The sequence below is a fragment of the Propioniciclava sp. MC1595 genome, from assembly GCF_017569205.1.
GTDB lineage: Bacteria > Actinomycetota > Actinomycetes > Propionibacteriales > Propionibacteriaceae > Propioniciclava.
On the sequence record NZ_CP071870.1, the window covers coordinates 3,218,600 to 3,245,590 of the forward strand.

Sequence of the window (26,991 nt, forward strand, 5' to 3'; positions counted from 1 at the left end):
TCACGCGTACGCGCTGAGGTCCCCCTCGCCACGGGCCATGGCGGCGAACATCGCCTCGGCCTTCTTGGTGTCCCAGAGCACCGACGAGCCGGCAGCCGTCTGGGCGCCGGTGTCGCCGACGGGGACGACCAGCGTGTCACCGCGGCCGGTTGCGATGCGCAGGCCGCCCTGGGCGAGGCCGAAGAACTCCCCCGGGCCCGTGCCCTCGCCGACGGTGATGCCGCGTGAGAGCGACCAGTTCAGCCCGAACCAGCGCGGGGGCAGCAGGATCGTCATCGGCGACAGGGCCTTCTTGGCCAGGGCGCCGACCATCTCGCGCTGGCGCTCGGCGCGGCCGATGTCGCCGCGCGGGTCCTGCTTGCGCATGCGCACGTAGCCCAGCGCGGTGGGGCCGTCCATGAGCTGGCAGCCGCCCTGGATGTCCAGGTTGGCCTGCGGGTCCTTGATCGCCTTCTCGGGGCACATCTCGATGCCGCCCACGGCGTCCACGACCCCAGCGAAGCCGCCGAAGCCGATTTCGGCGAAGCCGTCGACGTGCAGACCGGTGTTCTGCTCGACCGTCTCGACCAGGAGTTCGGGCCCGCCGAGCGCGTAGGAGGCGTTGATCTTGTTCTTGCCGTGCCCCGGGATCGCGACGTAGCTGTCACGGGGCACCGAGATGAGCGCCGCCCGGCCCGTGGGGGGCACGTACAGCAGCATGATCGTGTCGGTGCGCCGACCCGCGTCGCTGCCCGTGCCGAGGCGGTCCTGCTCCTCCTTGGAGAGACCCTCGCGCGAGTCCGACCCGGCGAGCACGAACACGTACCCGGGCGTGTCGGCCGGCCGGTCGCCGGAGGGCGTGGCGTCGACGCGCGGCATGAACGGCCACGTCAGCAGCGGGATGCCGAGCAGGTAGGCCAGGACGAGCGCCACCAGCCACCGCACGACCGGACGCCGCCGGCGCGGCCGGGCCACGGGGGCGGCCTGGGGCGGCGGGGCCTGCGGCGGTCCCTGCGGGTGCGGGGTCCGCGGAGCGCCGGGCGGGGGCGCGGAGCGCGGCGCCCCGTGGTGGCCGACCGGGGTGGGAGGGCCGTAGCGCGTGGTGTCGGCGGACGCCGGAGGAGGCGGCGGTGGCATCGGCGGCGGGACGCCGTCCTGCCGTCGCTCGCCGGAGCCGTCGGCATGACGGCCGCGGCGGTAGAGCCAGTCCTCGTCGTCGGTGCGGGTCACCCGTCCCACGCTACTCGCCCGGGCGTCCACCTACATCGTCCCGGGGTCCGAAACCCGTCCGCGACCCCGAGGGGTCAGAGGACGGCGACGACCGACCCCACGCGTTCGCCGTGGCCGAGCACCGGCACATCACCGAGCCGGGCGGTGGCATCCGGGTCGACCCCGAGCCCCGCCAGCACGGACGCCGCCACGACCTCGGCCGCCCGGGCCCCGTCGGCGGTCTTCACCGCGACGCCTCGGCCGTCGGGCAGGCCGATCGCGATGACCGACTCCGCGCCGGCCTTGGCGATCACGCCGGGGACGTCGGCCATGAGCACGCTGTCAGGGCGGCCCGTGCCGCCCACGAACCACGGGTGGGCGCGCATGGCCTCGGCGACCCGCGCCTCGGCCCCGGAGGTGGCGACCGCGATCCGCGCGAAGGCGCGGGCCAGGCCCGCCAGCGCGAACGCGTGCACGGGCGCGCCGCACCCGTCGGTGACGGTGGCCACGATCGGCTCCCCACCCAGCTCCTCGACGACCTGGGCGACCAGCACCTGGAGGGGGTGCCCGCGGTCGAGGTAGGTGTCGGTGTCCCAGCCCGCCGCGCGGCAGGCGGCCAGCATGCCGGCGTGCTTGCCCGAGCAGTTGTGGGCCAGCCGCTCGTCGTCGTGCCCGGCGCGCAGCCACGCGACGAGGGCGGCGTCGCCGATGGGGCGTCCGGCGGTGTTGCGCAGGTCGTCGACGCCGAGGCCGGACGCCGCGAGCGAGGCCAGCACGCCGTCCAGGTGGCCCTGCTCACCGGAGTGCGAGGCGCAGGCGAGCGCGAGCGCCTCCCCCGCCAGCGGGGCACCGGCCCGGAGCATCGCCACGGCCTGCAACGGCTTCAGGGACGAGCGCGGGAGGATCGGGGTCGCGGGGTCGCCCCACGCCTGCTCGACCTCGCCCGAGGGCGCGGTGACCACGGCCAGCCCGCGGTGCACCGACTCGACGAAACCACCACGGACGACGTGCGCGGCCACCGGCGCTTCCTGCAGGCTCATGGCTGGCAACACTAGGGCACTTCCTCCCTGAGATTTTCCTGAAGGCTCTCAGTATGTGATGATGCTCTCGTGCCCTTCCTGTCTCCCCTCCGCGCGGTGGCCGCGTCTGCGCTGGCCCTGGCCGTCGCGACGACCACCGGTGTGGTGCTGGCCGAGACGCCCGCCCCGTCCTACGCCGTGCCCGCGCAGGTCGACGCCGCGGCCCTCGCCGTGCTCGAGGCCGAGCAGCGCCAGGCGCTGATCACCAGCCGCGCGCAGGAGCGCGAGGAGCTCGCCGCGTCCGTGCAGCAGCTCGCCCAGCAGCGCACCGCGGCCCTCGCCGAGACGGGCTCGAAGATCGACGCGACCGAGAAGGCCGTCCAGGAGCGGCTCGCCGCCGAGAAGGCCGAGGCCGAGCGGCTGGCCGAGGAGGCCCGGAAGGCGGAGGAGGCCCGCAAGGCCGAAGAGGCGAGGAAGGCCGAGGAGGCCAAGAAGGCCCAGGCCGCCAAGAAGGCCGCCGCCACGCCCAAGGGCGGCACCCGCGCCCAGAACAAGGAGCTCGGCCGCCAGCTGGCCCTGCAGCTGTACGGCTGGGGCGGCGACCAGTTCAAGTGCTACGACAACATCATCATGCGCGAGTCCCTGTGGGACCAGTACGCCGACAACCCCAACTCGAGCGCCTACGGCATCCCCCAGGCCCTGCCCGGCAAGCGGATGGCCTCCGAGGGCGCCGACTGGCGCACCAACCCGGCGACCCAGATCAAGTGGGGCCTGAAGTACGTCAAGGAGCGCTACGGCACCCCGTGCCGGGCCTGGTCGTTCAAGCGCGCCAACGGCTGGTACTGAGTCCCCGCCCCGCGGGTAGTGTGGCGGGGTGACCGACCACCCGTCCTGGCCCCCGCAGATGCAGCCCCCGGCCGGTGCGCCCGCCACCTGCGCGTACCACCCCGGACGCCCCGCCGGCGTCCGCTGCCAGCGCTGCGGAAACCCGATCTGTGGGGACTGCATGGTCGAGGCGCCCGTCGGCCACCACTGCCGCCGCTGCCTGGCCCAGGGCATGGCCATGACGCGCCAGGCCGAGGGCCCCTACGGCGGCCGGCGCAGCACGAACCCCGCGCTCACCTCGCTGGTCCTGATCGGCGTCAATGTGGCCGTGTGGGTGGCGATCCTCGCCTCGGGCGGGTTCGCCGGCACCCTGAGCAACCTGTTCGCCCTGACCCCCGGCGGCCTGTGCGAACTGGGCGCCGACACCTACGTGGGGGTCTCCCCCGCCGGCTGCGCGGCCGAGGGCGGCAGCTTCGTGCCCGGCCCCCTCAACGGTGGCTGGTGGCAGATCCTGACCTCGGCCTTCACCCACATCAGCGTGCTGCACATCGCGATGAACATGCTGGCGCTGTGGGTGCTGGGCCCCGCCATCGAGCGGGTGCTGGGCCGGGCGCGCTTCCTCGCGGTGTACGTCGTGTCGGCGCTGACGGCGTCCGCCCTCGTGATGTGGCTCGCGCCGCCGACGACGACCACGCTCGGGGCGTCCGGGGCGATCTCGGGCCTGATGGGCGCGCTGCTGGTGCTGGTGCTCCGCCACAAGGGTGACGCGCGCACCGTCCTGACGTGGATCGGCATCAACGTGGTCATCACGGTGCTCGGCAGCGCGGGCATCTCGTGGCAGGGCCACCTCGGCGGCTTCCTCGGCGGCATCGCCGTCACGCTGCTGCTGGTGTGGCTGCGCAAGGCACGGCCCTGGCAGTGGATGGCCGTCGGCAGCGTCGGCGCGCTCGCGCTCGTCGCGATGGCCGCCCGCGTGCTGGCGGGCTGACGCCGCAGACTCCGGCGCCAGGGACCGTCAGGAGGACTGCGGCCGGAGGCTGACGACGACCGACAGGGTGCGGGGGGCGCTCTCGAGGGCCTCGCCGCGGTCGCGGAACTCGGCGAGCAGCGACTCCAGGCGCTCCTGAAGCTCGCTCGACAGGGCCTCGTCGGCCGGGATGAACGTGCGCCACGCCCTCGCCTCGCCCTGGGTCTCGGCGACCTCGACCTCCTCGAGCAGGAAGTCACCGAAGCCCGCCGAACTGCGGCCCGCCGCCCAGACGAGGTCGGTCGTGCGGTACGGGATCTCGATGGCGTTGCGCGCCCCGCGACGGGTCTCGCCCGGGGCGAGGAACCCGGTGCCGACCAGCGTGCGCACGTGGTGCAGCATCGAACCGGGGTTGACCCCCAGCAGGTCGGCCAGTTCCTTGTTGGTCAGGGCCTCGTCCAGGCAGGCCCGCAGGACGCGCCAACGCACGGGCGACGACAGGGCGCGCGCACGCGCCGAGATGGTCTCGTCGTCGAGGTGGGCGGCTCCGCCCTTCGGGGCGGCGCCCTCTCGCTCGGTCATGTCACCCTCGGTTCTGATCGAAAAGCCCAGCCGGCCCCGGCCGTGCGCTCCTGGGCACCCACCGGACAGCCGCAGCAATCCTGCCACATCAAGGGGTGACACCCCAGTCCTTTCGCAGCGGGCCACCCCGGAGGGTTCCCCAGCCCCGGCCGCTCTGGCAGGGTGGACCCGCACGGCCTGCGACCCCCACGGCCGCAGGACCACACCGAAAGGACACCGTGGGACTCTTCGACTCCATCAAGGACGCCCTGACCACCGACGACGCCGAGCGCTACGGGAAGGCCGAGAAGAGGCTCGCCGAGGCCGAGGCCGACGCGAAGGCCAAGGCGGACGCCGAGGCCGCCGCTGCCGCCCAGGCGAAGGCGGACGCCGACGCCGCGGCCGCCCAGGCTGCCGAGGCCGAGCAGCTGGCCGCGACCACGCTGCGGGAGTACACCGTCGTCAAGGGCGACACCCTCTCGGCGATCGGCAAGCGCTTCGGCGTGAAGTGGCGCGACATCGCCGAGCTGAACGACATCAAGAACCCCGACCTGATCTTCCCGGGCCAGGTGTTCAAGATCCCGAACGCCTGACGTTGATCCTCATCGACGAGCCGGTCTGGCCGGCGCACGGCACCCTGTGGGGCCATGTCGTGTCGGACCGCTCGCTCGAGGAGCTGCACGCGTTCGCCCGCGTGGCCGGCCTGCCGGCCCGCGGCTTCGACCACGACCACTACGACTACCCCCGCGCCCGTCGCGACGACCTCGTCGCGGCGGGCGCGGTGCTCGTGGACTCCACCCTCCTGATGCGCCGGCTCACCGCCGCCGGCCTGCGGGTGCGGCCTGCGCAGAAGACCCCGAGCAGGGCGGTGGCCGGCGAGCGGCTCCGCGCCGCCTGGAACGCCCTGCTGCCCGGCCACGACGCCCTCCGGGACGACCTGCTCGCCCGCTGGGGCGAGCCCCACCGGCGCTACCACGACCAGCGCCACCTCGCCTCCTGCCTCGCGGCGCTGGCGGCGCTGGCCTGCGACGACCACCTCGTCCACCTCGCGGCCTGGTTCCACGACGCGGTGTACGACGGCGTCCCCGGCCAGGACGAGGAGCGCTCGGCCCGGCTCGCGGAGGAAGCCCTCGCCGACGTCCTGCCCGACCACGAGACGGCCGAGGTGGCCCGCCTGGTCCGGCTCACGGCGTCCCACGACCCCGCGCCGGGCGATGCCCGCGGCGCCCAGCTGGTCGACGCCGACCTCGCGATCCTCGGCGCGCTGCCCGGTCGCTACCACGTGTACACCCGCGACGTCCGGCTCGAGTACGACCACGTCGACGACGACGCCTTCGCGGCCGGCCGGGCCGCCGTGCTGCGGCACCTGCTCGCACTCGACCCCCTGTACCAGACGCCGACCGGCGCCCAACTGTGGGCCCGGCAGGCCCACGCCAACATGACCGCCGAACTGGCCGCGCTCTCGGCCTGAGCAGGGGTGGTGCCCGGTGATTGGCATCGCGATGGGCCAAGGTGAGACGGTGGGAACCATGACGTTGTCGCTGACTCCCGTCGACGAGGGCACCTGGGCACAGGCCGACTGGCCTCTCGGTGCCCACATCGACCCGGCCTCCGGGCAGACCACCTTCGCGGTCGCCGCCCCACGGGCCACGTGGGTGACCCTCGAGTTCTTCCCGGCCGCGCGCGGGGCGGACGCCGAGTTGTCCGTGCCCATGGCGGCGGGCGCCGACGGCGTCTGGCGTGCCCGCGTGGAGGGGGCCCGCCACGGCACGCTCTACGGGTTCCGCGTCTGGGGCGAGAACTGGCCGTACCAGGACGGCTGGACACCCGGCTCGACCGTCGGCTGGCTGGCCGACCGCGACGAGCAGCTCAACCACTTCAACCCGAACAAGGTGCTGTTCGACCCGTACGCCCGCGAGGTCACGCACAACCCCATGAGCGTCGGCCCGCAGCGCGCGTGGTTCGGCTCGGGCCCGGTCGACGTCGACGGACGCCCCGGCCGCACCATCGACACCGCCCACATCGCACCCAAGGGCGTCGTGGTCGAGGACGACACCTCCTACGGCACGCACCCGCGCCACCCGGAGGAGGACAACGCGATCTACGAGGCGCACGTGAAGAACCTCACGCTGCACCCGAGTTCGGTCCGCCTGGGCGACCTGCTGGCGGGCGTCCCGGGGTTCGAGGGCCTGCCGAACATCCCCGACGAGCTGCGCGGCACGTACGCCGGCGCGGCGCTGATGGCCCCCTACCTGACCGCGCTGGGCGTCACCGTCATCGAGTTGCTGCCGGTGCACGAGACCGACTCCGACCAGGTGGGCGCGACGGCCGGCACCACCAACCACTGGGGCTACCAGACGCTGGCGTTCTTCGCCCCGAACCGCGACTACGCGTTCGACAAGAGCCTCGGCGGCCCCACGCGCGAGTTCAAGCAGATGGTGAAGGCGTTCCACGACGCGGGGCTCGAGGTGTTCCTCGACGTGGTGTACAACCACTCCTCCGAGGGCGGCAACTGGGGCGGTGACCTCGACTCGGCGGGCTTCACCACGCTCGGCGGCTTCGCCACCACCGAGTACTACGTGCTGACGGCCGAGGGCGGCCTCATCGACGGGGCGACGGGCACGTCCAACCAGATGAACTTCTCCTCCGACATCACCTGCGCACTGGTGCTCGACTCGCTCAAGCACTGGCACGACACGATGGGCGTGGACGGTTTCCGCTTCGACCTCGCCCCGGTCCTGGGCCGGCGGCCACTCGACGCCGAGGCCGAGGACTGGGAGGCGCAGCGCCGGTTCTTCCCCGAGCACCCGCTGCTGCGCGACGCGCGCACGTGGGCGGCCGAGCACCACGTCGAGGTCATCGCCGAGGCGTGGGACCTGTGGGGCTACGAGGTGGGCAACTTCCCCTCGGGCTGGGGCGAGTGGAACGGCCGGTTCCGCGACGCGATGCGCGGCTACCTCAAGGGCGACGGCAACACCGACGACTTCATGGCGTTCCTCAACGGCGACTGGCTGCACTTCAACGACTCCGGCGGCCCGCAGAAGTCGGTGAACTTCGTGACCGCCCACGACGGCTTCACGATGTTCGACCTCGTCTCGTACAACACCAAGGACAACGGCCAGCCGTACCCGTTCGGTCCGTCCGACGGCGGCTCCGACAACAACATCAGCTGGGACTCCGGCGGCGACCAGGCGCTGCGCCGCACGCGCTGGCGGAACTTCTGGCTGGTCACCTTCCTGGCCCGGGGCGTCCCGATGGTCGTGTCGGGCGACGAGTACGGCCGCACGCAGAACGGCAACAACAACCCGTGGTCGCTGAACACGGTCGGCATCTGGAACAACTGGGCCCAGGCCGGCTCCAACGCGCCCACGCAGCTGCCGGTGGACCCCGAGCAGCCCGACCTGCCGGGCTACCACGACGTCGTCGGGCAGACGGACGCCCCCCCGGGCGTGAACCCGCTGCTGCAGTTCGCGCGCTACGTGGCCCACCTGCGGGCACGGCAGGTGACGTTCCGGCAGCGCACGTGGGGCGACGTCTCCCTCGGCGGCGAGGCCGTCAGCTACGTCTACTTCGGCACGTCCCTGGACGACCCGCCCCGGCCGGGCGACCGCCAGGTGGCGGTGGCCATCGACTCGGGCAGCACCGACGGCGACGACTTCTGGATCCTCGTCAACATGTTCGACGGGCCGGCCACCTTCGACCTCGGCGAGTGGGAGGAGCAGCACGCCACCCGCAACCACGACTGGCACCGCATCATCGACACCGCGCCCTGGGCCGAGGCCGAGGGTAACTGCTGGACGATGGACGACGCGCTCCACGTGACCGGCGAGTACACCGTCGAGCCGTGGTCGATCGTCGTGCTCCAGGCGCGTCCGACCGAGCCCGACGCCGAGCCGCACGTCCTGTGGGGCCGCCGCGGCGGCGTCCAGGTCGGCCGGACGGGGCGCCCGTACCTGCGCGGCCTCGTCGACCGCTACCTGCCGCGGCTGCGGCGCGACCCCGCACCGACTAGCCTTGATGCGACGACCCAGGAGGCTCGATGACCACCACGATCCGCGTCGAGCGCAGCTACGACTGCGAGCCTGCCCGCGTCTGGGACGCCTGGACCAAGCCCGACCTCATGGACCGCTGGTTCTGCCCCAACCCCGACCTGCGCCTGTCGTCGCACGCCGACGCCCGCGAGGGCGGGGCCTACCGGGTGAACATGGGCGGGGAGTACATCGTCTCGGGCAGCTACACCCGGCTCGAGGAGCCGGCCGTGCTGCAGTGCACCTGGCAGTGGGAGCACGAGACGCTCACCACGCTGCTGTGCATCGAGCTGGACCCGAACGACGAGGGCGGCACCGACCTGGTGCTCGTGCACTCCGACTTCACCGACGAGGCCGACGCCGAGGGCACCCGCCAGGGCTGGGAGCTCAGCCTCGACCGGCTGGCCCAGCTGCTGGCGGGCTGATCCTCACTCGGTGACGTCGCGGCGCCGGAACACCGCCAGCGACACCACGCACGCCAGGGCGACGGCGACGAGCAGGTAGACCGTGCCCTGCCCCAGCGAGATCGTCCTCTCGAGCCACTCGGTCTCCATGCCCTGCGGCGTCATGCGCTGCACCGGCACCGAGTAGGTGTAGCTGCCCAGCAGGAAGGCCTGCACGTTGTTCTCGGGCAGCAGGCCGGTCAGCCGGTCGAACCCGGGGATGGCCATCAGGATGCCCAACATGCCCTGGGCGAACAGGTAGGCCAGCGGCACCGCCACGGCGGCCACGGTGCTGCGGAACACGACCGCCAGGCCCGCCCCGACCAGCGCCATCATGGCCCCGAACAGGACGCCCCGGCCGGCGGCCTGCAGCGGTCCGACCCAGCTGCCCACGGCGTCCGCGCCCTGGTGGGCGGCCACGGCGCCCCACGCGGTGAGCAGGCCGACCAGCAGCACGACGGCGCTGACCACCGCCCCGGCGAGCGCGACGACGACCATCTTGGACGCCCACACGCGCGGCCGCGACGGGACGAAGGTGAGCCACGTGGCCAGGGAGCCGCTGCGGAACTCGGCGCCCCAGAAGGAGGCGGCCATCAGGATGAGGAACAGCCCCGCGGTGGCGCTGGCACCGACGGTGGCGGTGCTGGTCGCGGCCTCCCACGTCATCGGCTGGGGGTAGAACCACTCGGGCAGGGGCTCGGGCTGGTCGCAGACGTCGGCGGGCGCGTCGGCGGGGGCGCTGGCCCGGCAGAAGGCCTCCTCCTGCTCGTGGTTCTCGACCCAGTAGGCGTGCTGCTCGGCGTAGGCGATCTTTCCCTGCGCGACGACGGCGGCCTCGGGCGGGCGGGTGGCGACGACGATCGACCAGCACATCGTGGCGAGGATGGCGAGGAGGCCCAGCAGGGCCACCCACAGGCCGCGGCGGGCGACCCAGCGGTGGGTCTCGGCACCGATCAGGCGGATCATGACGCCACCTCCAGAGCGGTGTGGTTGTGCTGGGTGGCGGTGAGGTGCTCGCGCTCGGTGAGCGACAGGAACACCTGCTCGAGGGAGTCGACGGCCACGGTGAGCTCGGAGGGCCACAGGTCGGCCGACCCGAGCAGGCGGGCGACGGCGGTCGGGTCGACCGAGCCGCCGGGGCGTCCGACGACGAGGGCACCGTCGGCGGCGGGGCTGACCTCGTAGGAGGCGTCCATGAGGACGCGGGCCGCGGCGTCGGTCGGCTTCACGACGACGCGCACGCGGCCGCCACCGCCGAGGAGCTCGCTGACGTGGCCCGAGCGCAGCAGGCGCCCGCGGCCGATGATGCTGACGGTGTCGGCGACCTGCTGCACCTCGGCGAGGAGGTGGGAGCTCACCACGACCGTGCGCCCGGCGTCGGCCAGCGAGCGCATCGTGGTGCGCACCTCGTGGATGCCGGCGGGGTCGAGGCCGTTGGTGGGCTCGTCGAAGATGAGCAGCTCGGGGTCCTTGAGCAGGGTGGAGGCGATCGCCAGCCGCTGCTTCATGCCGAGGGAGTAGCGACCCACGTCGTCGCGGGCCCGGGCCGCCAGACCCACCTGCTCGAGCACCTCGCCGACGCGCGCCACGGGGACGCCGACCGCCCGGGCCAGCAGGGCCAGGTTCGTGTGGGCCGACATGGTGGGGAAGAACTTGGGCGACTCGACGATCGCGCCGACGCGGTCGATGACCTGCGGCAGCTCGTCGGGGACCGTGTGGCCGAGCACCTCCATCGTCCCGGAGTCGGGGCGCAGCAGCCCCAGCAGCATGCGCAGGGCGGTGGTCTTGCCCGAGCCGTTGGGGCCGAGGAGGGCGTGGACGCCGCCGCGCGGGACCGCGAGGTCGAGCCCAGCGACGGCGACGGTCGCGCCGTGGCGGAACGTCTTGCGCAGGTCGTGGGTGGAGACGGCCAGGCCGCCCAGGGGTGTGGTGCTCATGGGTCCATCCAAGTCCGGACGCCCTTGTCACGGAACAGCCCACGGGCGGGTTCGGCGGGGGTCGTCTCCGACCACGGGATGGGTCCGCTCCCGAGACACTCCCCCCGACGGGAGTGATCGGGGTATGTTGACCACCATCACACTGCAACCCTTTCCGGGGCTCGCACGTCTGGAGGGGTGACAGTACGTACTCCACGGATGAGGGACCCCACGATGATCCGCCCCCCTCCATCGCCATCACCGCCGCACTCACCCTGGTCCTCGGCCTCGTCGCCGTGCCGACCGGACAGGCCGCCCCGCCCGACCATGCGGCCGGCCCCGCCCACGTCGCCGAGCACCGCGCCGCCCTGCGCACGGCGTCCGGAGACCTCGGCCTGCCCGGCAACGCCGTCGCCGCCGAGCGGCGGGGCACGACGGGGAAGCCGGCGGTGCAGACCGCCCGCCAGGAGTCGACCGACGACGTTACGGTCGCCGCGGTCGTGCTGCCCGACGGGGACGTGCCCGAGCAGGTGTGGGTGCGCGGCATCCGGGACGGGGTCGCCGACGCGTGGACCGACCTGCCCCTCGACACCACCGGCGACGACGTCGCCACCGACCCAATGATCCTGACCGGCGTCGACGCGGTCGAGGTCGCCACGGTGGGCTCCGAGCCGGTGCGCGCCGAGCTGGTCGTGCAGACGTCGTCGGTCACGGCGTCCGACATCACGGCGTCGGACTACGCGTGGGACCACCCGCAGATCCTGAGTCGCCGCGCCTGGCAGGCCGATGAGTCGATCGTGCAGCACCCGTACCTGCGCGGTGAGGTGACCGGCGCGATGATCCACCACACCGCCGGGACGAACGCCTACACCGCCGCCGAGGTGCCGGCGATCCTGCGCTCGATCCAGGCGCGGCACGTCAACGGCCGCGGCTGGAAGGACATGGGCTACAACTTCCTGGTCGACCGCTTCGGGCGGGCCTGGGAGGGTCGCGGCGGCGGCGTCAACCAGCCCATCGAGGCCGGCCACGCCTGGGACGTCACCAACAGCCGCGTGTTTGGCATCTCGCTGATGGGCAACTACGAGGAGGTCCGCCCGCCGGCCGCGATGATCGAGAAGGCCAACCAGGTCATCGCCCGGAAGCTGCAGATGCACGACGTCGACCCCTACGGCGAGACGTACGGCTCGGGCGGTCAGGACGGCGGGTCCACGTGGCTGCCGGCCATTTCCGGCCATCGCGACGAGAACGCCACCCTGTGCCCCGGCCGCTACGTGTACTCACAGATGGGCACCATCCGCGCGCGCGTGAAGGAGATCATGGGGACGACCCGGTTCCCGCGGTTCCGCGACGTGCCGGTGGGCATGCAGTTCGAGCCCGACATGCGCTGGCTCGCCGCCCGCAACGTGTCGACGGGCTGGTCCGACGGCACATACCGCCCGCTGCAGCCCATCGCCCGGGACGCCATGGCCGCCTTCCTCTACCGGCTCGCCGGGTCCCCCGAGTGGGTCGCGCCGGAGGAGTCGCCCTTCACCGACGTCCCCGTCGGCGTGGCGTTCTACCACGAGATCACCTGGCTGGCCGCGACCCGCATCACCACCGGGTACGCCGACGGGACCTTCCGTCCGTACGACCCCGTGAACCGGGACGCCATGGCCGCCTACCTCTACCGCCTGTACGGCAAGCCTGCGGGCAAGCCGGTGACGCACGAGTTCGTCGACGTGGACCCGATCAACCCGTTCGCCGTCGAGATCGCGTGGCTGGCCGGCTCGGGCGTGACCACCGGCTGGGAGGACGGCACCTACCGCCCGCGGAACCCGGTCAACCGCGACGCCATGGCCGCCTTCATGCACCGCGCCGTCACCACCTTCGGCGACCCGGTGGTCGTGATCCCGGAACCCGAGCCGGAGCCTGAGCCGACGCCCACGCCTGAGCCGACCCCGGACCCGACGCCGAGTCCGGACCCGACCCCCGGCCCGTCGCCCGATCCGACGCCGACGCCGGAGCCCACGCCCCCGCCGACGCCCGACCCCTCGACGAGCCCGTCGCCGACGCCGACCCCCGCCGGGTAGGTCAGGCGGCGTCGCGCGCGGCCACGAAGGCGGCCACGCAGGCGCGGACGTCCTCGGTGCTGTGCGCCGCGGACAGCTGCACCCGGATGCGCGCCTTGCCGCGCGGCACCACCGGGAAGCTGAACGGGATCACGTAGACCCCGCTCTCGCGCAGCATGTGGTCGGCGATCGTGCCGGCCAGGCGCGCGCCGTCCTCGCCGGGGAACATCACCGGCGTGATCGGGTGCGGCGGCACGTCGTCGGGTCGCACGGCCGCGGACTCCACGCCCGCGAACGGGTCGAGGTCGAAGCCCGCCTCCGTCATCAGCTCGCGGAACAGGAGCGTGTTCTCGATCACGCGGGCCCGCCCGTCGGCGCTGCCCTCGATGAGCTCGAGCGCGGCCGCGGAGCCAGCGACGACCGTGGGGGCCACCGAGTTGGAGAACAGGTAGGGCCGGGCACGCTGGCGCAGCAGCTCGACGATGTCCGCGTGGGCGCTCACGTAGCCGCCGGACGCCCCACCCAGGGCCTTGCCGAGGGTGCCGGTGATGATGTCGACGCGGTCCATCACGCCGAAGAGTTCGGGGGTGCCGCGGCCGCCCTCGCCGACGAAGCCCACGGCGTGGGAGTCGTCGACGAGCACGAGCGCGTCGTGGGCCTCGGCCATGTCGCAGATCTCGCGCAGGGGCGCGTAGGCGCCGTCCATGGAGAAGACGCCGTCAGTGACGATGACCTTGAACCGGGCACCGGACGCCGCCTCGAGCTGGGCGGCGAGGTCGGTCATGTCGGCGTTGCGGTAGCGGTACCGCTGGGCCTTGCACAGGCGGACGCCGTCGATGATCGAGGCGTGGTTCAGCTCGTCGGAGATGATGGCGTCCTCGGGCCCGAAGAGGGCCTCGAAGACGCCGCCGTTGGCGTCGAAGCAGGAGCTGAACAGGATCGTGTCGTCGGTGCCCAGGAACGCCGAGATGCGCTGCTCCAGCTCGCGGTGCGGGGTCTGGGTGCCGCAGATGAAGCGGACCGACGCCATCCCGAAGCCGAAGTCGTCCAGACCGGCGTGCGCGGCCGCGATGATCCGGTCGTTGTCGGCCAGCCCGAGATAGTTGTTGGCGCAGAAGTTGAGCACGGGGGCGTCGGAGCTCGTGACCCCGATGGAGGCCGACTGGGGCGTCGTGATCACCCGCTCACGCTTGGTCAGGCCGGCCGACTCGATCTCGGCCAGGGTGGCCTTGAGGTGGCCCTCGAATGCTCCGTACATGGTTGTCCCTTCAGCTCCAGTCGAGGATGACCTTGCCGCACTGCCCGGCGCGGGCGGTGGCGAAGGCCTCCTCCCAGTCCTCGGCGGCGAAGCGGTGCGTGATGACCGAGCGCACGGCGTCCTTGAGGCCGTCCGACGTCGACAGCATCGAGGTCATCAGGTACCAGGTCTCGAACATCTCGCGACCGTAGATGCCCTTGATCGTCAGCATGTGGGTGATGACCTTGCCCCAGTTGATGGCGTAGTCGGACGCCGGCAGGCCCAGCATGGCGATCTTGCCGCCGTGGTTCATGTTGTCGATCATCTCGGCGACGGCCTGGGGGGCACCCGACATCTCCAGGCCGATGTCGAAGCCCTCCTTCATGCCCAGCCCCAGCTGCACGTCGCGCAGGCGGGTGGTGCCGGAGTTGACGACGAGGTCGGCGCCGGCGGCGTCCGCCAGCTCGAGCCGGAAGTCCGACAGGTCCGTGACCACGATGTTGCGCGCGCCCGCGTGCCGGGCGATCGCGGCGGCCATCACGCCGATGGGTCCGGCGCCGGTGACCAGCACGTCCTCGCCGACCATCGGCCACTGCAGCGCCGTGTGGGTCGCGTTGCCGAGCGGGTCGAAGACCGCGCCGAGGTCGGGGTCGACCCAGTCGGGGTGCTTCCACACGTTCTCGACCGGCAGGACGACGTAGTCGGCGAAAGCGCCGTCGGTGTTGACGCCGAGGCCGACGGTCCGGATGCACTGGTGGCGGCGTCCGGCCCGGCAGTTGCGGCAGTAGCCGCAGACGATGTGGCCCTCGCCGCTCACCTTGTCACCGGGCTGGAGCTCCTTGACGTCCTGGCCGACCTCGACGATCTCGCCGTAGAACTCGTGCCCGATCGTCTGGGGAGCGTTCACCATGGAGGCGGCCCAGTCGTCCCACTGCTGCAGGTGCAGGTCGGTGCCGCACAGGCCCGCGCGCAGGACGCGGATCTTCACGTCCCAGTCGCCGCAGGTGGGTTCGGGGCGGTCCACGAGTTCCAGACCCGGGCCCGCTTGCATCTTCGCCAGCGCTCGCATGCCGCCCATCATGGCACGGGCCCGGTCTGGTGATCCCCCTCGTCAGCGACTGCTGAACGGCGAGACCTTCGGGGGTGTGAACACCGGACTCTTGGCCATGCGGTGCATGAACGCAGCCATCGCATCCCGGTTCACCGGCTGCAAGGGGCGGTACTCCTTGGAGCCGTCCGGCATGCTCCATCCGGTCGAGATCCCCTGGCTCGCCAGCCAAGCCATCTCCTTGTAGAAGGCCGTGGTCGGCGTGATGTCCTTGAACGGCGACACCTTCGGCGGTGTGAACGTCGGACTTCCCGCGAGCCGGTACATGAACGCAGCCATCGCATCCCGGTTCACCGGCTGCATCGGCCGGTACTCCTTGCCGCCTGCAACGTCCCAGCCCGTCGAGATCTTCTTCTCCGCCATCCAGCACATGTCCTGGAAGAACGCCATGCCCTCCGGGACGTCTGCGAACGGAACTGATGCGTCGAACGTGTGTGTCCATTCTGAGGGGCCGTCGACGCGCACGCTGGGGTCGTCTGACCAGGCACCGATGCGCACGTACCCGCTGGCCGGATACCTGCCTGGCGTCAGCTGTCCAGAGATCAGTTGTCCCTGAGCGTCCCAATGGTCGTACATCAACCCGGTTTGCGGGATCTCGTAGCAGTCACCCGACGCGCCGCACCGGTCTCCGAACGTGACCGAGCCCTTCACCGGGATCGAGCTCCTGACTGCGTTGGATGTCCCAGCTGCGGAGGAGCCGGCATCGTTGACCGCTACCACGTCGAAGGTGAAGTCCTCCCCCAAGGGCAACCCCGTGAATGTGGCGGTGGTCGAAGCCACCGTTTGGGTGGCGCCGCTGGGGTGCGCCGTGACCATGTAGCGGGTGGAGAGCCTGGGGTCGGTCACCGACGGCGGCGTCCAGGTCACGCGAGCTCCGCCGGTCTCGAACGGCTCAGCCTTCACGTTGGACGGGGGGTCCATGACCTGGATCTCACCCCGGTAGACCCCGTCCCGGTCGTTCCCCGAGGCCAATGTCATGTAGTCACCGACCATCGAGAGACCTGCCGTCTCGTGGTTGAGCTGCCAAGCCACACTGGACGGCGGCACACCGATGGTATCGGTGACGCGCACCGCGATCTGAACGGACCTCGCGCCCTGAGTAACATCCACCAACTTCGGGCTGAAGTCGAAGCCGGTCGTGACCGGCGCTTCCTTGTCATCGACCGCTGGGAGACGGGCATCGAGACGCCCACTGATCACGCTGACCGCCTCTGCGCGGTTACCCTTCAGGTCCTCGAGGGGGCCCACCTCGGCGGTCCACAGGGCAATCCCGGATCGAGGCGGAAGCGTGACCTTCCATTCGTAGGAGTACGCGTTCCCTGACTGACCAGTTCTTACCCCTTGGCCGAGGCTCAGGACTGTGCCGGTGTCCGAGCGAAGCACCGCCTGCGGCGCCACAGGACCGCTCGAATCTGAGAAGCCCACGCTGAGTGTCACGGGCTCGCTGACATCACCCGAGTGCGCGATGTTCCTGCTCAAGATGCCCCAGTCACCATCGGCGGGCTCGAATCGGCGGGATCGAGAACCATGAGAGGAGTCGGGGATCGAAGCTCTGTTCCACGATGACCGAGCACGTCAACTGCCCACACCTGGACGCCCCAGTACCCGTACTTCTGACCGTATTCGAGGCCTTCCGGCAGCACCGATGGCGGAAACACGAAGTCGGCGCGGTGAGTCCCGTCCGTGACGGAGCCAGAGACGCGCGCGAGGTCGACCCCATGCCCCATCGCCTCGTCGCCTTGGGGGAACACGTACGCCCGTACGCGTTGCACCTCCGTCGCGTCGGTGACGCGGGCTGTGATACGCAGTGGGGTCCCCTCGGATGGGTCCAACATCTCGGGGGTGAAGCTCATCGACTCGACGACGGGGCCTAGCAAGTCATCGGCCGCGCGGACCGGCGCGGCCGAGAGGCCGGTCACGGCCAGGACGAGGGCGAGGACAGCGGCGAGCCAGCGCGCGTGACCACGAAACATGACACTCCCTTGGGTCGATGCAGTCTACTCGTCCTAGATTCGACTGGCCCCACGCAACGAGTCCTCCCGCAGCAGCACGACCGAGTGAGGGCCGGACCACCTGCCCAGCCGGGCCCGCGGCGTCCGAAGAATTGTTTTCCACAATTTCGGGGAACCCCCTTGACATTCATCTCTTGCTTGCGTTCTTACTAGTCAAAGGCGGATTGAGTGCCACATCGAAATGCCACACAGTCACGGGTTGGTAACGAGTTTGTCGGTGAACTCGAATGGTCAGCGAATGCGCAAGGAATGTCAGAGGCGCCTCGTAGCGTGTGCGGTATGGAGATCGAGTTCGCGACCCAGACCGGCGAGGCCCTCGCCGCGGTCGGCCGCGCGCTCGATGCCGCGGTCGCCGACGACCGGTCGCTGCTGTCCCCCGCGCAGCGGTTGGCGGTGCTGGGCATGGCGGTGGTCGAGGCCGGTCGGCTGCAGTCCCTGCTCGTGTCGCTGGTGGGCGAGGCCGAGGCCGCCGAGGCGAGCGTGGTCGAGGTGGGCGTCACGACGCGGGGGTGGCTGACCGACACGCACCGCCTGTCCCCCGCCGAGGCGAGCGGGCTGGTGAAGCAGGCGGGGCGGCTGCAGCGGTTCCCGTTGTTGCGCGAGGCGGCACTCGACGGCGAGGTGCGCCCGCAGCAGGCGAGTGCGATCACGCGCGTGCTCGAGACCCTGCCCGACGACTTCTCGCACGCGCAGGTCGCGGCCGCCGAGGTCGAGATGGTGGTGCAGGCGGCGACGTTCCACTCGGTCGAGCTCGGCCGGCTGGGCCGCCACCTGCTCGACTGCATCGCCCCTGAGGTCGGCGAGGCCGCCGAGGCCAAACGCCTCGAACGCGAGCTCGAGATGGCCCGCAAGGGGCGCGGCCTCACCTTCACCGACGACGGGCACGGCTCGACCCTGATCAGGGGCCACCTGCCCACCGCCGACGCCGAGCTGCTGCGCGTCCAGGTCGAGGCGATCGCGCGGCACCGGCACCGGTCTGCGCTCGAGATGCGCGACCCGCTCGCCTCGATCCTGACGCCCACCCAGCGGCGGGCCGACGCGCTCGTCGAACTGGCCCGGCTGGCCGCCCTGCACCAGGACGCCCCGGCCCACGGCGGCGACCGCCCCCGCATCAGCGTGGTCATCGACTACGACAGCCTGCTCTCCGACTGCGTCGGCGCCGGGCTCGTCGAGCGGGGCGTCGGAATCACCGCCGAACAGCTGCGCCTGCTGGCCTGCGACGCCGACATCCTGCCCGCCGTTCTCGACGGCGAGGGGGTCCCGCTCGACGTGGGGCGCACGAAGCGGCTCGTGCCACCCGACCTGCGCGTGGCCCTCGTGCTGAGGGATCGTGGGTGCGTCTTCCCCGGCTGCGACCGACCACCCACCCACGGGGACGCCCACCACATCGTGCCGTGGATCGCCGGGGGCGAGACCTCCCTGACCAACTGCGTGCTGGTCTGCCGACACCACCACAACCTGGTCGAACCCCATCCCAACGCGCCGCCGGGCAGCCGGTGGGAGATCCGGCTCGGGCCCGACGGGCTCCCCGAGGTGCTGCCACCAACGCGGGTGGACCCTGCCCGCGCGCCTCGACGCCACGTCCGGTTCGGGACGGTGGCCTGAGGTCGAGGGCCTACGCCAGGTCGACCCCGAAGTGGGCCCGCGCGTGCTCCAGCACCTCACGGCGCGCCTCCCTGAACCGTGGGTGGTCACTGAGCAGCTTGCGCTTGACGAAGGGAAAGCCGGCCGCCAGCAGATCCCGCCAGCACAGCGAGGGGTTGTAGTGGGGCGGCAGGCCGAAGGATGAGGCATCCCACGCCCAACCGAGCGTCAGGCCCTGCTCGCGCATGAGGGTCGAGAGGCCGATCTCGTAACGCACGTTGAGATCGGAACGGTCCGTGGTGGCGGGCAGGTCCGCGAGGAACCCGGCGACGGCGGGGTGGCCGAGGCTGCCGTTGAACTGCAGCCAGAAGGACTGGAGGTGGTCCGAACCGGTGAGGCCCCGGGTGGCACCGAACACGTCGGCCCCGCTGGCCTCGCCCCGGGACAGGAGTGCAGCGACCTGCCCCTCATCCCCCAACGGCCCGATGATCGAGTCGTTCGTGAGCAGGACGTGCCGCGCCTCCAGCAGGGTCGGGAAGGCCTCCAGCGCAGCCGCCCACGACCCGAAGTCGAGCCGGGCGTTGCCGCGGGACACGACGGCCACTCCGGCGGGCAGCTCCGCCGGTGCCTCGACGCGGGCGGCCCGCGACCGCGCGGCCACGATGATGCACGGGTAGCCCGCCGCGGCCAGCGCACCCGCCATCCGCACGGCCCACGGACGGACCTCCGCCCCCCGGCTGAACTCCGCGAGCACCGCGACCCGCTCCCCCGCAGCGATGAGGGCGGCGTCCCCCGCCACCGTGGTCACGGCGGATCCGGTCCGGCGTCGTCGCGCCGCCTCGGCGGCCGTCTCGGCCATCTGGGTGGCCTGCCAGCCGGCTGCACGGACACGCACCAAGGCCGGTCGGAGGAGGCGGTCGACATCCTTGCTGCGCAGCGCGGCCTCCCCGAGGCGGCGCAGGGGTGCGGGGGGCATGCCCCGATCCTTCCAGATGCCGGACTGAGCGGTCGCGTAGGCTCGACGACGTGCCGATCCCCGAACCGACCCCCGCCCAGGTGGAGGCCGTGGCGTCCGCACTGCGCGGCCGGCGCTGGGTCGCGCTCACGGGGGCGGGCATCTCGACCGACTCCGGCATCCCCGACTACCGCGGGCCCGAGAGCCAGCCCACCAACCCGATCCAGTACCGCGACTTCATCGGACGCCCCGAGGCCCGGCGTCGCTACTGGTTCCGGTCGATGATGGGGTTCCGCTCCTTCGGCGCCGCGCACCCCAACCGGGGCCACCAGGCGCTGGCCGCGCTGGGCGTCCCGGTGATCACCCAGAACGTCGACCGCCTGCACTCCGAGGCCGGGTCGCGCGAGGTGGTCGACCTGCACGGGCTGATCAACCGGGTGATCTGCCTCGACTGCGGCGACCTGTCCTCGCGGGCCACCCTGCAGACGCGCCTCGAGGCCGCCAACCCGGGCGTGACGGGCGTGATCCCGGCCGGGTCGGCCGAGCTGCGCCCCGACGGGGACGCCGACATCGCCGACCCCGACGACTTCGTGGTGCCGCCCTGCTCCGTGTGCGGCGGGATGCTCAAGCCCGACGTCGTGTTCTTCGGCGAGAACGTGCCCAAGCCGCGCGTCGACACGGCCTACGCCCTCGTCGACGCGGCCGGGGCCCTCCTCGTCGCGGGCTCGAGCCTCACCGTGATGTCCGGCCTCCGGTTCGCCCGACACGTGGCCAGGCAGGGCAAGCCGCTCGTCATCGTGAACCACGGGCCCACCCGGGCCGACGAGATCGCCGACGTCCGCGTCGATGCGGGCACCTCGCCCACCCTGGTGGCGCTAGCGTCTGCGCTGTGATCCAGATCCACCGCGTCCCGACGCCGCCCGCTCGGGACGCCGAGCCGCACCCCGTCGTCCACGCCCTCGCCGACGTCGAGGCCGAGGTGCTCCGCGACCTCGTGGGCCACGACGACTTCTCCGAGTCCGCCCGGGCGCGCACCGCTAGGCTGTTCGGGTCCGACTACGCCGACCAGCCCCACTGGGTGGCCCTCGTCGACGGCACCGACCCCGCGACGTGCGCCCCCGCCGACGTGCTGGGCTTCGCCTCGATGATCCTCATGCGGAAGCAGGACCTCCAGACCGCCCAGGTCTGGGTCGGCGTCCGGCCGGGCGCGCGCAGCCGCGGCATCGGGCGCGCGCTGTTCGAGGCCGCCCTCGCCGAGGGGATCGCCCACGGCCGCACGGTGTGGCAGGCCTACGCCGACTCCCCCGACGCGACCGGACGCCCCGACGCGATCGTGCCCACCAGCGGGGCCGGCGCCGTCGACCCCGACAGGCCCGCCTCGCGGTGGCTCGTCGCCGACGGCTGGACCCTCGAGCTCTGCGAGACCCCTAGCCGCCTCGACCTGACCCCTGACCTGCTGCGGCGCGCGGCGTCCGCGCTCGAGGAGGGGGCGGACAGCGACGGCTACGTGCTGGCGTCGTGGGGCGACTCGACCCCGCCCGAGCACCGCGAGGGCGTGTGCCGGGTGATGGAGCGCATGTCGACCGACCCGCCCGCCGGCGGCATGGAGTACGACCCCAGCGTCTGGACGCCGGAGCGGCTCGTCGACTCGGAGCACCGTCAGGTGGTGGCCGGTCAGCGATCCGTCGTGACGGTCGCCCTGCACGCGGGGACCGGGGAAGTCGCCGCCTACACGCACCTGGCCTGGCCCGAGGAGAACCCCGCGGGCGTCTGGCAGGAGGAGACCCTCGTGCTGCCGCACCACCGCGGCCACGGCCTCGGGATGTGGACGAAGCTCGCCAACCTCGCCCGCCTGGTCGAGGCCAACCCCGAGGCGCGCCGCGTGCACACGTGGAACGCCGTCGAGAACCGCCCGATGCTCGCCATCAACGACGCGCTGGGATTCGTGCCCGTCGGCGTCGAGGGGTGCTGGCAGAAGAGGCTCTGAGCGACACCCACCAACGGCGGACGCCCCGCCCCCCACGCACGGGGGACGGGGCGTCCGGTGTGTCGGTGACCGTCAGCCGACGACCTGGGGGACGCCCAGGTTGTCGACGAAGCGGTACAGGAAGGCAGCCATCGCGTCACGGTTGATGGCGTCCAGCGGACGGTAGGTCTTGTCGTTCCAACCCTTCGAGATGCCGGCGTCGGCGAGCCAGGTGATCTCGTCGTAGAACGCCGTCTTCGTGGTGACGTCGACGAACGGGGAGGCCGCCGGGGCGTCCCAGGTGGGCTCCCCCGCCATGCGGTAGAGGAAGGCCGCCATGGCGTCACGGTTGATCGGCTCCCACGGGCGGAAGGTCCCGTCGTCCCAACCGGTCGAAATGCCGGTGTCGGCCAGCCAGGTGATCTCCTTGTGGTAGGGATCGGTCGGCTTGACGTCACCTTGCCACGGCGGCGCCGCGTCGTCCACGAATCCGGCGCAGAAGGGTTTTGACAATCACAACGATGGGCGAGTGACGCGAGAGGAGCAGGTAACCGGCGGTGACAAGCCCGATCGCCGCCGGGAGGGCCAGCCGGGCGTGGTGGGCGGCCCACGCCAGCGGGCCCCACGGCCGGGACTGCCCCGCCTCGGGGCCCACCTGGGCCCCCACGAGCAGGGCCGGCGTCCACAGGTACGCCCCCAGCAGCACGCCGAGGAGGGCGCCGGACCACGCGATCGTGCGGGCTCCCCACGCGAGCTTCCCGCTGCCCGCGCGCCGCATCGACCACAGGAAGAACCGGTGGCTGACCCATGCCGCCACGAGCGCGAGCGGGATCGCCCAGGGCTGGGGCAGGCGACCGGTGTCCCACGCGAACTCGGAGTTCATCACCATGCGCCGCAGTACGTCGAGCGAGCCCATCACCGACGCGGCCACCGCGACCCAGCTGATGCCCACCGCGAAGTGGGCCAGCAGCGCGAGCACGACGTCGACGAACTTCCTGGAGGTCACGCGCCGATCCTAGTCGCGGGTCGGGCGGAGCCGCGGAGGCCCCGCCCGACCGGTCAGCCCTTCACGCAGAGCAGCGTCCGCAGGCGCGCCACGACGTCGACGAGGTCACGCTGGTCGTCGATGACCGAGTCGATGTCCTTGTACGCCGCCGGGATCTCGTCGACCACGCCGGCGTCCTTGCGGCACTCGATGCCCGCGGTCTGGGCCGCGAGGTCGTCCGCGGTGAACTGCCGGCGCGCGGCGTTCCGCGACATCCGGCGTCCGGCGCCGTGGGACGCCGACTCGTACGACGCCGGGTTGCCCAGCCCGCGCACGATGTAGGACCCCGTCCCCATCGAGCCCGGGATGACGCCCAGGTTGCCCTTGCCGGCCCGGATCGCGCCCTTGCGGGTCACGACCAGCTCGGTGTCGTCGTACGTCTCCACCGCCACGTAGTTGTGGTGGCAGCGGATCGGCTCGTCGAACGCGATGCCGTCAATGCGGTGCCGCAGCTCGTCGGTGACCGACCGCAGGATCACGTCGCGGTTGAGCAGCGCGTAGTCCTGCGCCCACCACAGGTCGTGGAGGTAGGCGTCCATCTGCGGCGTCCCGGACAGGAACACCGACAGGTCGCGGTCGACCAGGCCCTGGTTGTGGGCCAGGCCCTGCGCCCGCTCCATGTGCACCTGCGCGAGCTGGTTGCCCGTGCCGCGCGAGCCGGAGTGCAGGGTCACCCACACCCGGTCGTCGTCGCCGGCGCACAGCTCGATGAAGTGGTTGCCTCCACCCAGCGTGCCGACCTGCGTCGAGGCCTTGGACGCCGCGGGCGCCCACTTCCCGCGCACCAGCTCGTGGGCCTTGAGCCCCTCGAACCGGTCGAGGATGGTCGCGTAGCGCCGGCCGAGGTCGTCGTGCAGACCGACCGCGCGCGGCTCGCCCTTGTGCGCGCCGAACCCGACCGGGACGCCCCGCTCGATCCCGCGGCGCAGCACGCCCAGGTCGTCGGGCAGCTGGTCGGGGCGCAGGTTCGTGCGCACCGCGGTCATGCCGCAGCCGATGTCGACACCCACGGCCGCCGGGGCGACCGCCTGGTTCATGGCGATGACGGAGCCGACGGTGGCCCCCTTGCCGTAGTGCACGTCCGGCATCACGCGGACGCCGTGCGTCCAGGGCAGCTCGGCGACGTTGCGCAGCTGGGCGCGTGCGGACTCCTCGATGCCGGCCTCCTCGGCCCACATCAAGGTGTTGTCGGTGCCGGTCAGCGGCACCGGGAAACGGTTCATGTCGTCCTCCTGTTGGTGGTGGTGTGCGTGCAACAGGGCATGGATCCGGCTCACGCCGGGGTGGTGGCACGGTGGTGCCGCAGGAGAGAGTCGCGATCCAGGCCCTCGGTCAGCGCTGGGGCTGGCCGAACTCGGGCAGGCCACACCCACGACGCTGCATCGTCGCGCGTTCGCGACGGAGCGGTCGGGTGGCCTTCATCGTGTGACTCTTCCTGCGGTGTGCCCGGCTCCCCGGGCGGGCCGCCCGCGTTCGGGCAGCCCTCCAGCTTTCCAGAAGGCCCCCGCCGGCCGCAAGAAGGGAGGACGTCCACCCGGGGGACCTACCCTCCCCCGGACCGCTGCCAGAGTTCCCGAAAACGGCCCGGACCACGGGGAACGGGGTGAGAATGAGGGACATGGACGCCGCACCCGATTTGGCCGAGGAGGAGACGTTCTACGACCGGATCGGGGGCGCGCCGGCGTTCCGTCGGCTCATCGGGGAGTTCTTCAGCGAGGTGCGCAAGGAACCGGAACTCGCCGCCCTCTACCCCCAGGACGACTGGGACGGCGCCGAGAACCGCCTGCTGATGTTCTTCGAGCAGTACTGGGGCGGGCCGATGACCTATTCGCGCACCCGCGGGGCGCCCATGCTGAAGATGCGCCACATGCCGTACAAGGTCACGGCGCGCATGGCCCAGCGCTGGGCCGACTGCATGGACCGCGCGATCGACACCCTCGCCCTCGCCGAGGAGGACGCCCGCCTCCTGCGCGACTACGTCGAGCGCGGCTGCCGCTACCTGATCAACGCCGACGAGTGACTCACGCCCCCGTCCCCGGCTCGGCCGGGGCGCTCGGCGTGCTCGGGACCGGGGTCCCGGCGGTCGGGCTGTCGGTCGGGGTGGTCGGTTCCGTCGGCGCCGGCGTCTCGCTCGGGGTCGGTTCCGCGGACGCCCCGGGCTGCGGCTCAGCGGGGCTGGGGGTGGCGAGCATAGGGTCGGCCGTGACCGGGTCCTGCGTGGCGCTCTCAGACGCCGCGGGTGCGGCCTCGTCGGCCACCTCGGCCCCCGCGGCGGCCGGACGCTGGACCGTGACGACCCGCACGCGCTCGACGGTCGTGCCGGGCTCGCCCGCCAGCGAGGTGCCCGTGGCCTTCTCCAGGCCCGTGATGGCGCCCAGCGCGACGACGAACGCCACCAGCGCCGTCAGCAGGACGCCGGCGACCAGATTCGCCCGCCGCGGGGTCAGCGCGCCCAACGCGTGCCAGGTGCGCTGCAGCCCGAAGGTGTACAGCGCGGTCGAGAAGGCGCCGATGACCGAGCCGAGCGCGGCGCCGGTCAGGGTGCCGGCCGTGCCGAGGTGCGAACCGATCACGGCCGAGGTCACCGCGGCCAGCGCGCCGGCCGCGAGGGCGGTCACCGACAGCGTCAGGACCGGCTTCTCGATCGTGGGTTCGTCGGGGGTGTCAGGGATGGTGCTGCTCATGGTCCTTCCACGGTAAGTCGGCCCCCGCCGGGTTGTCGCGCGGTTTCCTCGGCCCGTGGTCCCCGATCCGGGCGCGCCGCTACGACTGTGGTCGTACTAACCAATTCCGCGTTGGCGCCACCCCGCCACGACCGCGTCCACGTCGACCAGCCGCACGATGATGCGCCGGCCGGTCTCCGGGCGGCGGTAGTAGTCACGGATCCGCTCGTTCAGCGCCTCGCACCGCTCGCGGACCTCCGCCTCCGAGCGGCAGTCGGCCACGGCGTCCGTGATGCCCTCGACCTCGCGGCGCAGCGCGAGCGGCCCCGGCAGGACCGCATCGAGGTTCTCGGCCTTGATCTTGGCCTTGATCCACCAGTCCTCGGAGGAGTCGAGCTCGAGCGGCTTGCCGGCGCCGGGGAGGTTGTCGAACTCGCCGCGTTCCATGGCCTCCCGGATCTGCCGGTCGATCCAGTTCTCGAACTGCATCACGCCCCCCGCGGCTCGCCGCGCACCGCCACCGCGGGCGGGCGGTCCCCGCGCACGGACGCCACCATGTCGAGCACCCGCCGCGTCGCCCGCACGTCGTGCGTGCGGAACACCGTCGCCCCCAGCCAGGCCGCCACCGCGGTCGCGGCGAGCGACCCCTCGAGGCGCTCGTCGGCGGGCAGGTCGAGGGTCTCACCCACGAAGTCCTTGCGCGAGATGGCCTGCAGCACGGGGTACCCCAGCGACGCCACCGACGCCGTGGCCCGCAGCACCCGCAGCGAGTTACGGGTCGTCTTGCCGAAGTCGAGCGTCGGGTCGACCAGCACACCCTCGGGCCGGACGCCCGCAGCCACCGCCCGCGCCGCGCCCACGGCGAGCCCGTCCAGCACCGAGCGGACGACGTCGTCGGGGTCGTCGCCGTAGCTCACGTCCACCGGGTCGGTGCGCGGCGGCAACCCACCCGTGTGCGAGACGACATAGCCCGCGCCCAGCTCGGCGGCCGCGTGCACCAGGTCGGGGTCGGCCCCGGCCCAGGTGTCGTTGACCAGGTCGACGCCGGCGTCACGGCAGGCGTCCACGACCTCGGTGCGCCACGTGTCCAAGCTCAGGACCAGGTCGGGGAAGCGCTCGCGCGCGGCCTCCAGGAACGGGCGGACCCGCGCCACCTCGGTGGGCACGTCCACCCACTCCCCCTCCTGGCCCGCCCGGACGCCGCCCACGTCGACGATGTCGGCACCGGACGCCACGGCCGCGGCGAGGGCGTCCAGTGCGGGTTCGAGGGCGTCGGCACCCGCGGTGACGAAGAAGGAGTCCCGGGTGCGGTTCACGATCGCCATCACGGCCGGACGCCCCGCGTCGAAGCGCCGCCCCCGCAGCACGAGGGCGGGGGTGGTGGGCAGGTCGACCGGGATCAGCGCGGGCACGCCCCCATTGTGCG

General features: G+C 72.3%; 27 protein-coding genes. 11 read left to right on the top strand and 16 right to left on the bottom strand.

Going from position 1 to position 26,991, the window contains the following annotated elements; genetic code table 11:
• Both J4N02_RS15605 and J4N02_RS15610 read right to left on the bottom strand, forming a co-directional pair.
• Positions 1-1,209, bottom strand: coding sequence for an LCP family protein (locus J4N02_RS15605; RefSeq protein ID WP_243760821.1), 1,209 nt, complete (start codon positions 1,207-1,209; stop codon positions 1-3).
• Positions 1,210-1,283: 74 nt separating this feature from the next.
• Entirely contained in the window at positions 1,284-2,228 is a 945-nt protein-coding gene (locus tag J4N02_RS15610; protein ID WP_182814751.1) for an asparaginase, read from the bottom strand.
• A 69-nt stretch (positions 2,229-2,297) separates the two neighbouring features.
• On the opposite strand from J4N02_RS15610, the gene J4N02_RS15615 reads away from it, so the two are divergent.
• Positions 2,298-3,053, top strand: a complete 756-nt coding sequence (locus J4N02_RS15615) for a lytic transglycosylase domain-containing protein (RefSeq protein WP_188333530.1) — start codon at positions 2,298-2,300, stop codon at positions 3,051-3,053.
• 28 nt (positions 3,054-3,081) lie between these two features.
• Positions 3,082-4,020: a rhomboid family intramembrane serine protease gene (locus tag J4N02_RS15620; protein WP_243760822.1), complete on the top strand. Its 939-nt coding sequence runs from the start codon at positions 3,082-3,084 to the stop codon at positions 4,018-4,020.
• Positions 4,021-4,047: 27 nt separating this feature from the next.
• On the opposite strand, the gene J4N02_RS15625 is transcribed toward J4N02_RS15620, so the two are convergent.
• Complete coding sequence (locus J4N02_RS15625; RefSeq protein WP_182814749.1) at positions 4,048-4,581, bottom strand: helix-turn-helix domain-containing protein; 534 nt, start codon at positions 4,579-4,581, stop codon at positions 4,048-4,050.
• A gap of 218 nt (positions 4,582-4,799) precedes the next feature.
• Between J4N02_RS15625 and J4N02_RS15630 the strand changes: the two genes are divergently transcribed.
• From J4N02_RS15630 to J4N02_RS15645, 4 genes are read left to right on the top strand one after another with little or no spacing between them, the layout of a single operon-like run.
• Complete coding sequence (locus tag J4N02_RS15630; protein ID WP_208091018.1) at positions 4,800-5,153, top strand: LysM peptidoglycan-binding domain-containing protein; 354 nt, start codon at positions 4,800-4,802, stop codon at positions 5,151-5,153.
• 2 nt (positions 5,154-5,155) lie between these two features.
• A complete protein-coding gene (locus J4N02_RS15635) occupies positions 5,156-6,031 on the top strand; it encodes a DUF4031 domain-containing protein (RefSeq protein ID WP_182814748.1) in 876 nt (291 codons plus the stop codon).
• A gap of 58 nt (positions 6,032-6,089) precedes the next feature.
• A complete protein-coding gene (locus J4N02_RS15640) occupies positions 6,090-8,603 on the top strand; it encodes an alpha-amylase family glycosyl hydrolase (protein WP_188333531.1) in 2,514 nt (837 codons plus the stop codon).
• On the top strand, positions 8,600-9,013 hold the full coding sequence (locus J4N02_RS15645; RefSeq protein ID WP_182814746.1) for an SRPBCC domain-containing protein: 414 nt from the start codon (positions 8,600-8,602) through the stop codon (positions 9,011-9,013). The genes J4N02_RS15640 and J4N02_RS15645 overlap by 4 nt, the downstream gene beginning before the upstream one ends.
• Before the next feature lie 3 nt (positions 9,014-9,016).
• Here the strand turns inward: J4N02_RS15645 and J4N02_RS15650 are convergent, their stop codons facing one another.
• Both J4N02_RS15650 and J4N02_RS15655 read right to left on the bottom strand, forming a co-directional pair.
• Entirely contained in the window at positions 9,017-9,997 is a 981-nt protein-coding gene (locus tag J4N02_RS15650) for an ABC transporter permease subunit (protein ID WP_188333532.1), read from the bottom strand.
• Entirely contained in the window at positions 9,994-10,968 is a 975-nt protein-coding gene (locus tag J4N02_RS15655; RefSeq protein WP_188333533.1) for an ABC transporter ATP-binding protein, read from the bottom strand. Before J4N02_RS15655 ends, J4N02_RS15650 begins: the two co-directional genes overlap by 4 nt.
• Positions 10,969-11,243: 275 nt before the next feature.
• Here J4N02_RS15655 and J4N02_RS15660 point away from each other — a divergent pair, with 275 nt between their 5' ends.
• The gene (locus J4N02_RS15660) at positions 11,244-13,016 is read left to right on the top strand and encodes an S-layer homology domain-containing protein (protein ID WP_188333534.1); all 1,773 of its coding nucleotides are present in this window, start codon (positions 11,244-11,246) and stop codon (positions 13,014-13,016) included.
• Position 13,017: 1 nt separating this feature from the next.
• Here the strand turns inward: J4N02_RS15660 and J4N02_RS15665 are convergent, their stop codons facing one another.
• From J4N02_RS15665 to J4N02_RS15680, 4 genes are all read right to left on the bottom strand, one after another.
• Positions 13,018-14,253 carry a glycine C-acetyltransferase gene (locus J4N02_RS15665; RefSeq protein WP_188333535.1) on the bottom strand — a complete coding sequence of 412 codons (1,236 nt, stop codon included), beginning with the start codon at positions 14,251-14,253 and terminating at the stop codon, positions 13,018-13,020.
• Between the two features lie 10 nt (positions 14,254-14,263).
• Positions 14,264-15,301, bottom strand: coding sequence for an L-threonine 3-dehydrogenase (tdh, locus tag J4N02_RS15670; RefSeq protein WP_188333536.1), 1,038 nt, complete (start codon positions 15,299-15,301; stop codon positions 14,264-14,266).
• A gap of 42 nt (positions 15,302-15,343) precedes the next feature.
• Positions 15,344-16,588 carry a fibronectin type III domain-containing protein gene (locus J4N02_RS15675; protein ID WP_208091019.1) on the bottom strand — a complete coding sequence of 415 codons (1,245 nt, stop codon included), beginning with the start codon at positions 16,586-16,588 and terminating at the stop codon, positions 15,344-15,346.
• 227 nt (positions 16,589-16,815) lie between these two features.
• Entirely contained in the window at positions 16,816-17,259 is a 444-nt protein-coding gene (locus J4N02_RS15680) for a hypothetical protein (RefSeq protein ID WP_188333538.1), read from the bottom strand.
• A 372-nt stretch (positions 17,260-17,631) separates the two neighbouring features.
• On the opposite strand from J4N02_RS15680, the gene J4N02_RS15685 reads away from it, so the two are divergent.
• The gene (locus J4N02_RS15685) at positions 17,632-18,957 is read left to right on the top strand and encodes an HNH endonuclease signature motif containing protein (RefSeq protein ID WP_188333539.1); all 1,326 of its coding nucleotides are present in this window, start codon (positions 17,632-17,634) and stop codon (positions 18,955-18,957) included.
• A gap of 10 nt (positions 18,958-18,967) precedes the next feature.
• Here the strand turns inward: J4N02_RS15685 and J4N02_RS15690 are convergent, their stop codons facing one another.
• On the bottom strand, positions 18,968-19,912 hold the full coding sequence (locus J4N02_RS15690; protein ID WP_188333540.1) for a hypothetical protein: 945 nt from the start codon (positions 19,910-19,912) through the stop codon (positions 18,968-18,970).
• 50 nt (positions 19,913-19,962) lie between these two features.
• Here J4N02_RS15690 and J4N02_RS15695 point away from each other — a divergent pair, with 50 nt between their 5' ends.
• Complete coding sequence (locus J4N02_RS15695) at positions 19,963-20,784, top strand: NAD-dependent protein deacetylase (RefSeq protein WP_208091020.1); 822 nt, start codon at positions 19,963-19,965, stop codon at positions 20,782-20,784.
• Positions 20,781-21,878, top strand: coding sequence for a GNAT family N-acetyltransferase (locus J4N02_RS15700; RefSeq protein WP_188333541.1), 1,098 nt, complete (start codon positions 20,781-20,783; stop codon positions 21,876-21,878). Before J4N02_RS15695 ends, J4N02_RS15700 begins: the two co-directional genes overlap by 4 nt.
• A gap of 72 nt (positions 21,879-21,950) precedes the next feature.
• On the opposite strand, the gene J4N02_RS15705 is transcribed toward J4N02_RS15700, so the two are convergent.
• The 3 genes from J4N02_RS15705 to J4N02_RS15715 are packed head-to-tail and all read right to left on the bottom strand — an operon-like array spanning position 21,951 to position 24,125.
• The gene (locus J4N02_RS15705) at positions 21,951-22,343 is read right to left on the bottom strand and encodes an S-layer homology domain-containing protein (RefSeq protein ID WP_208091021.1); all 393 of its coding nucleotides are present in this window, start codon (positions 22,341-22,343) and stop codon (positions 21,951-21,953) included.
• Positions 22,312-22,863: a hypothetical protein gene (locus J4N02_RS15710; protein ID WP_188333543.1), complete on the bottom strand. Its 552-nt coding sequence runs from the start codon at positions 22,861-22,863 to the stop codon at positions 22,312-22,314. Before J4N02_RS15710 ends, J4N02_RS15705 begins: the two co-directional genes overlap by 32 nt.
• 53 nt (positions 22,864-22,916) lie before the next feature.
• Positions 22,917-24,125 (bottom strand): RtcB family protein, encoded by a 1,209-nt coding sequence (locus J4N02_RS15715; protein WP_182814733.1) that lies wholly within the window; start codon positions 24,123-24,125, stop codon positions 22,917-22,919.
• A gap of 395 nt (positions 24,126-24,520) precedes the next feature.
• On the opposite strand from J4N02_RS15715, the gene J4N02_RS15720 reads away from it, so the two are divergent.
• Entirely contained in the window at positions 24,521-24,922 is a 402-nt protein-coding gene (locus J4N02_RS15720) for a globin (RefSeq protein ID WP_188333544.1), read from the top strand.
• Position 24,923: 1 nt separating this feature from the next.
• Here J4N02_RS15720 and J4N02_RS15725 read toward each other — a convergent pair whose 3' ends face one another.
• From J4N02_RS15725 to folP, 3 genes are all read right to left on the bottom strand, one after another.
• Entirely contained in the window at positions 24,924-25,586 is a 663-nt protein-coding gene (locus J4N02_RS15725; protein WP_188333545.1) for a hypothetical protein, read from the bottom strand.
• 96 nt (positions 25,587-25,682) lie between these two features.
• Positions 25,683-26,054 (bottom strand): DUF1992 domain-containing protein, encoded by a 372-nt coding sequence (locus J4N02_RS15730; protein ID WP_188333578.1) that lies wholly within the window; start codon positions 26,052-26,054, stop codon positions 25,683-25,685.
• Positions 26,054-26,977: a dihydropteroate synthase gene (gene folP, locus J4N02_RS15735; RefSeq protein ID WP_243760823.1), complete on the bottom strand. Its 924-nt coding sequence runs from the start codon at positions 26,975-26,977 to the stop codon at positions 26,054-26,056. Before folP ends, J4N02_RS15730 begins: the two co-directional genes overlap by 1 nt.
• Positions 26,978-26,991 lie beyond the last annotated feature (14 nt).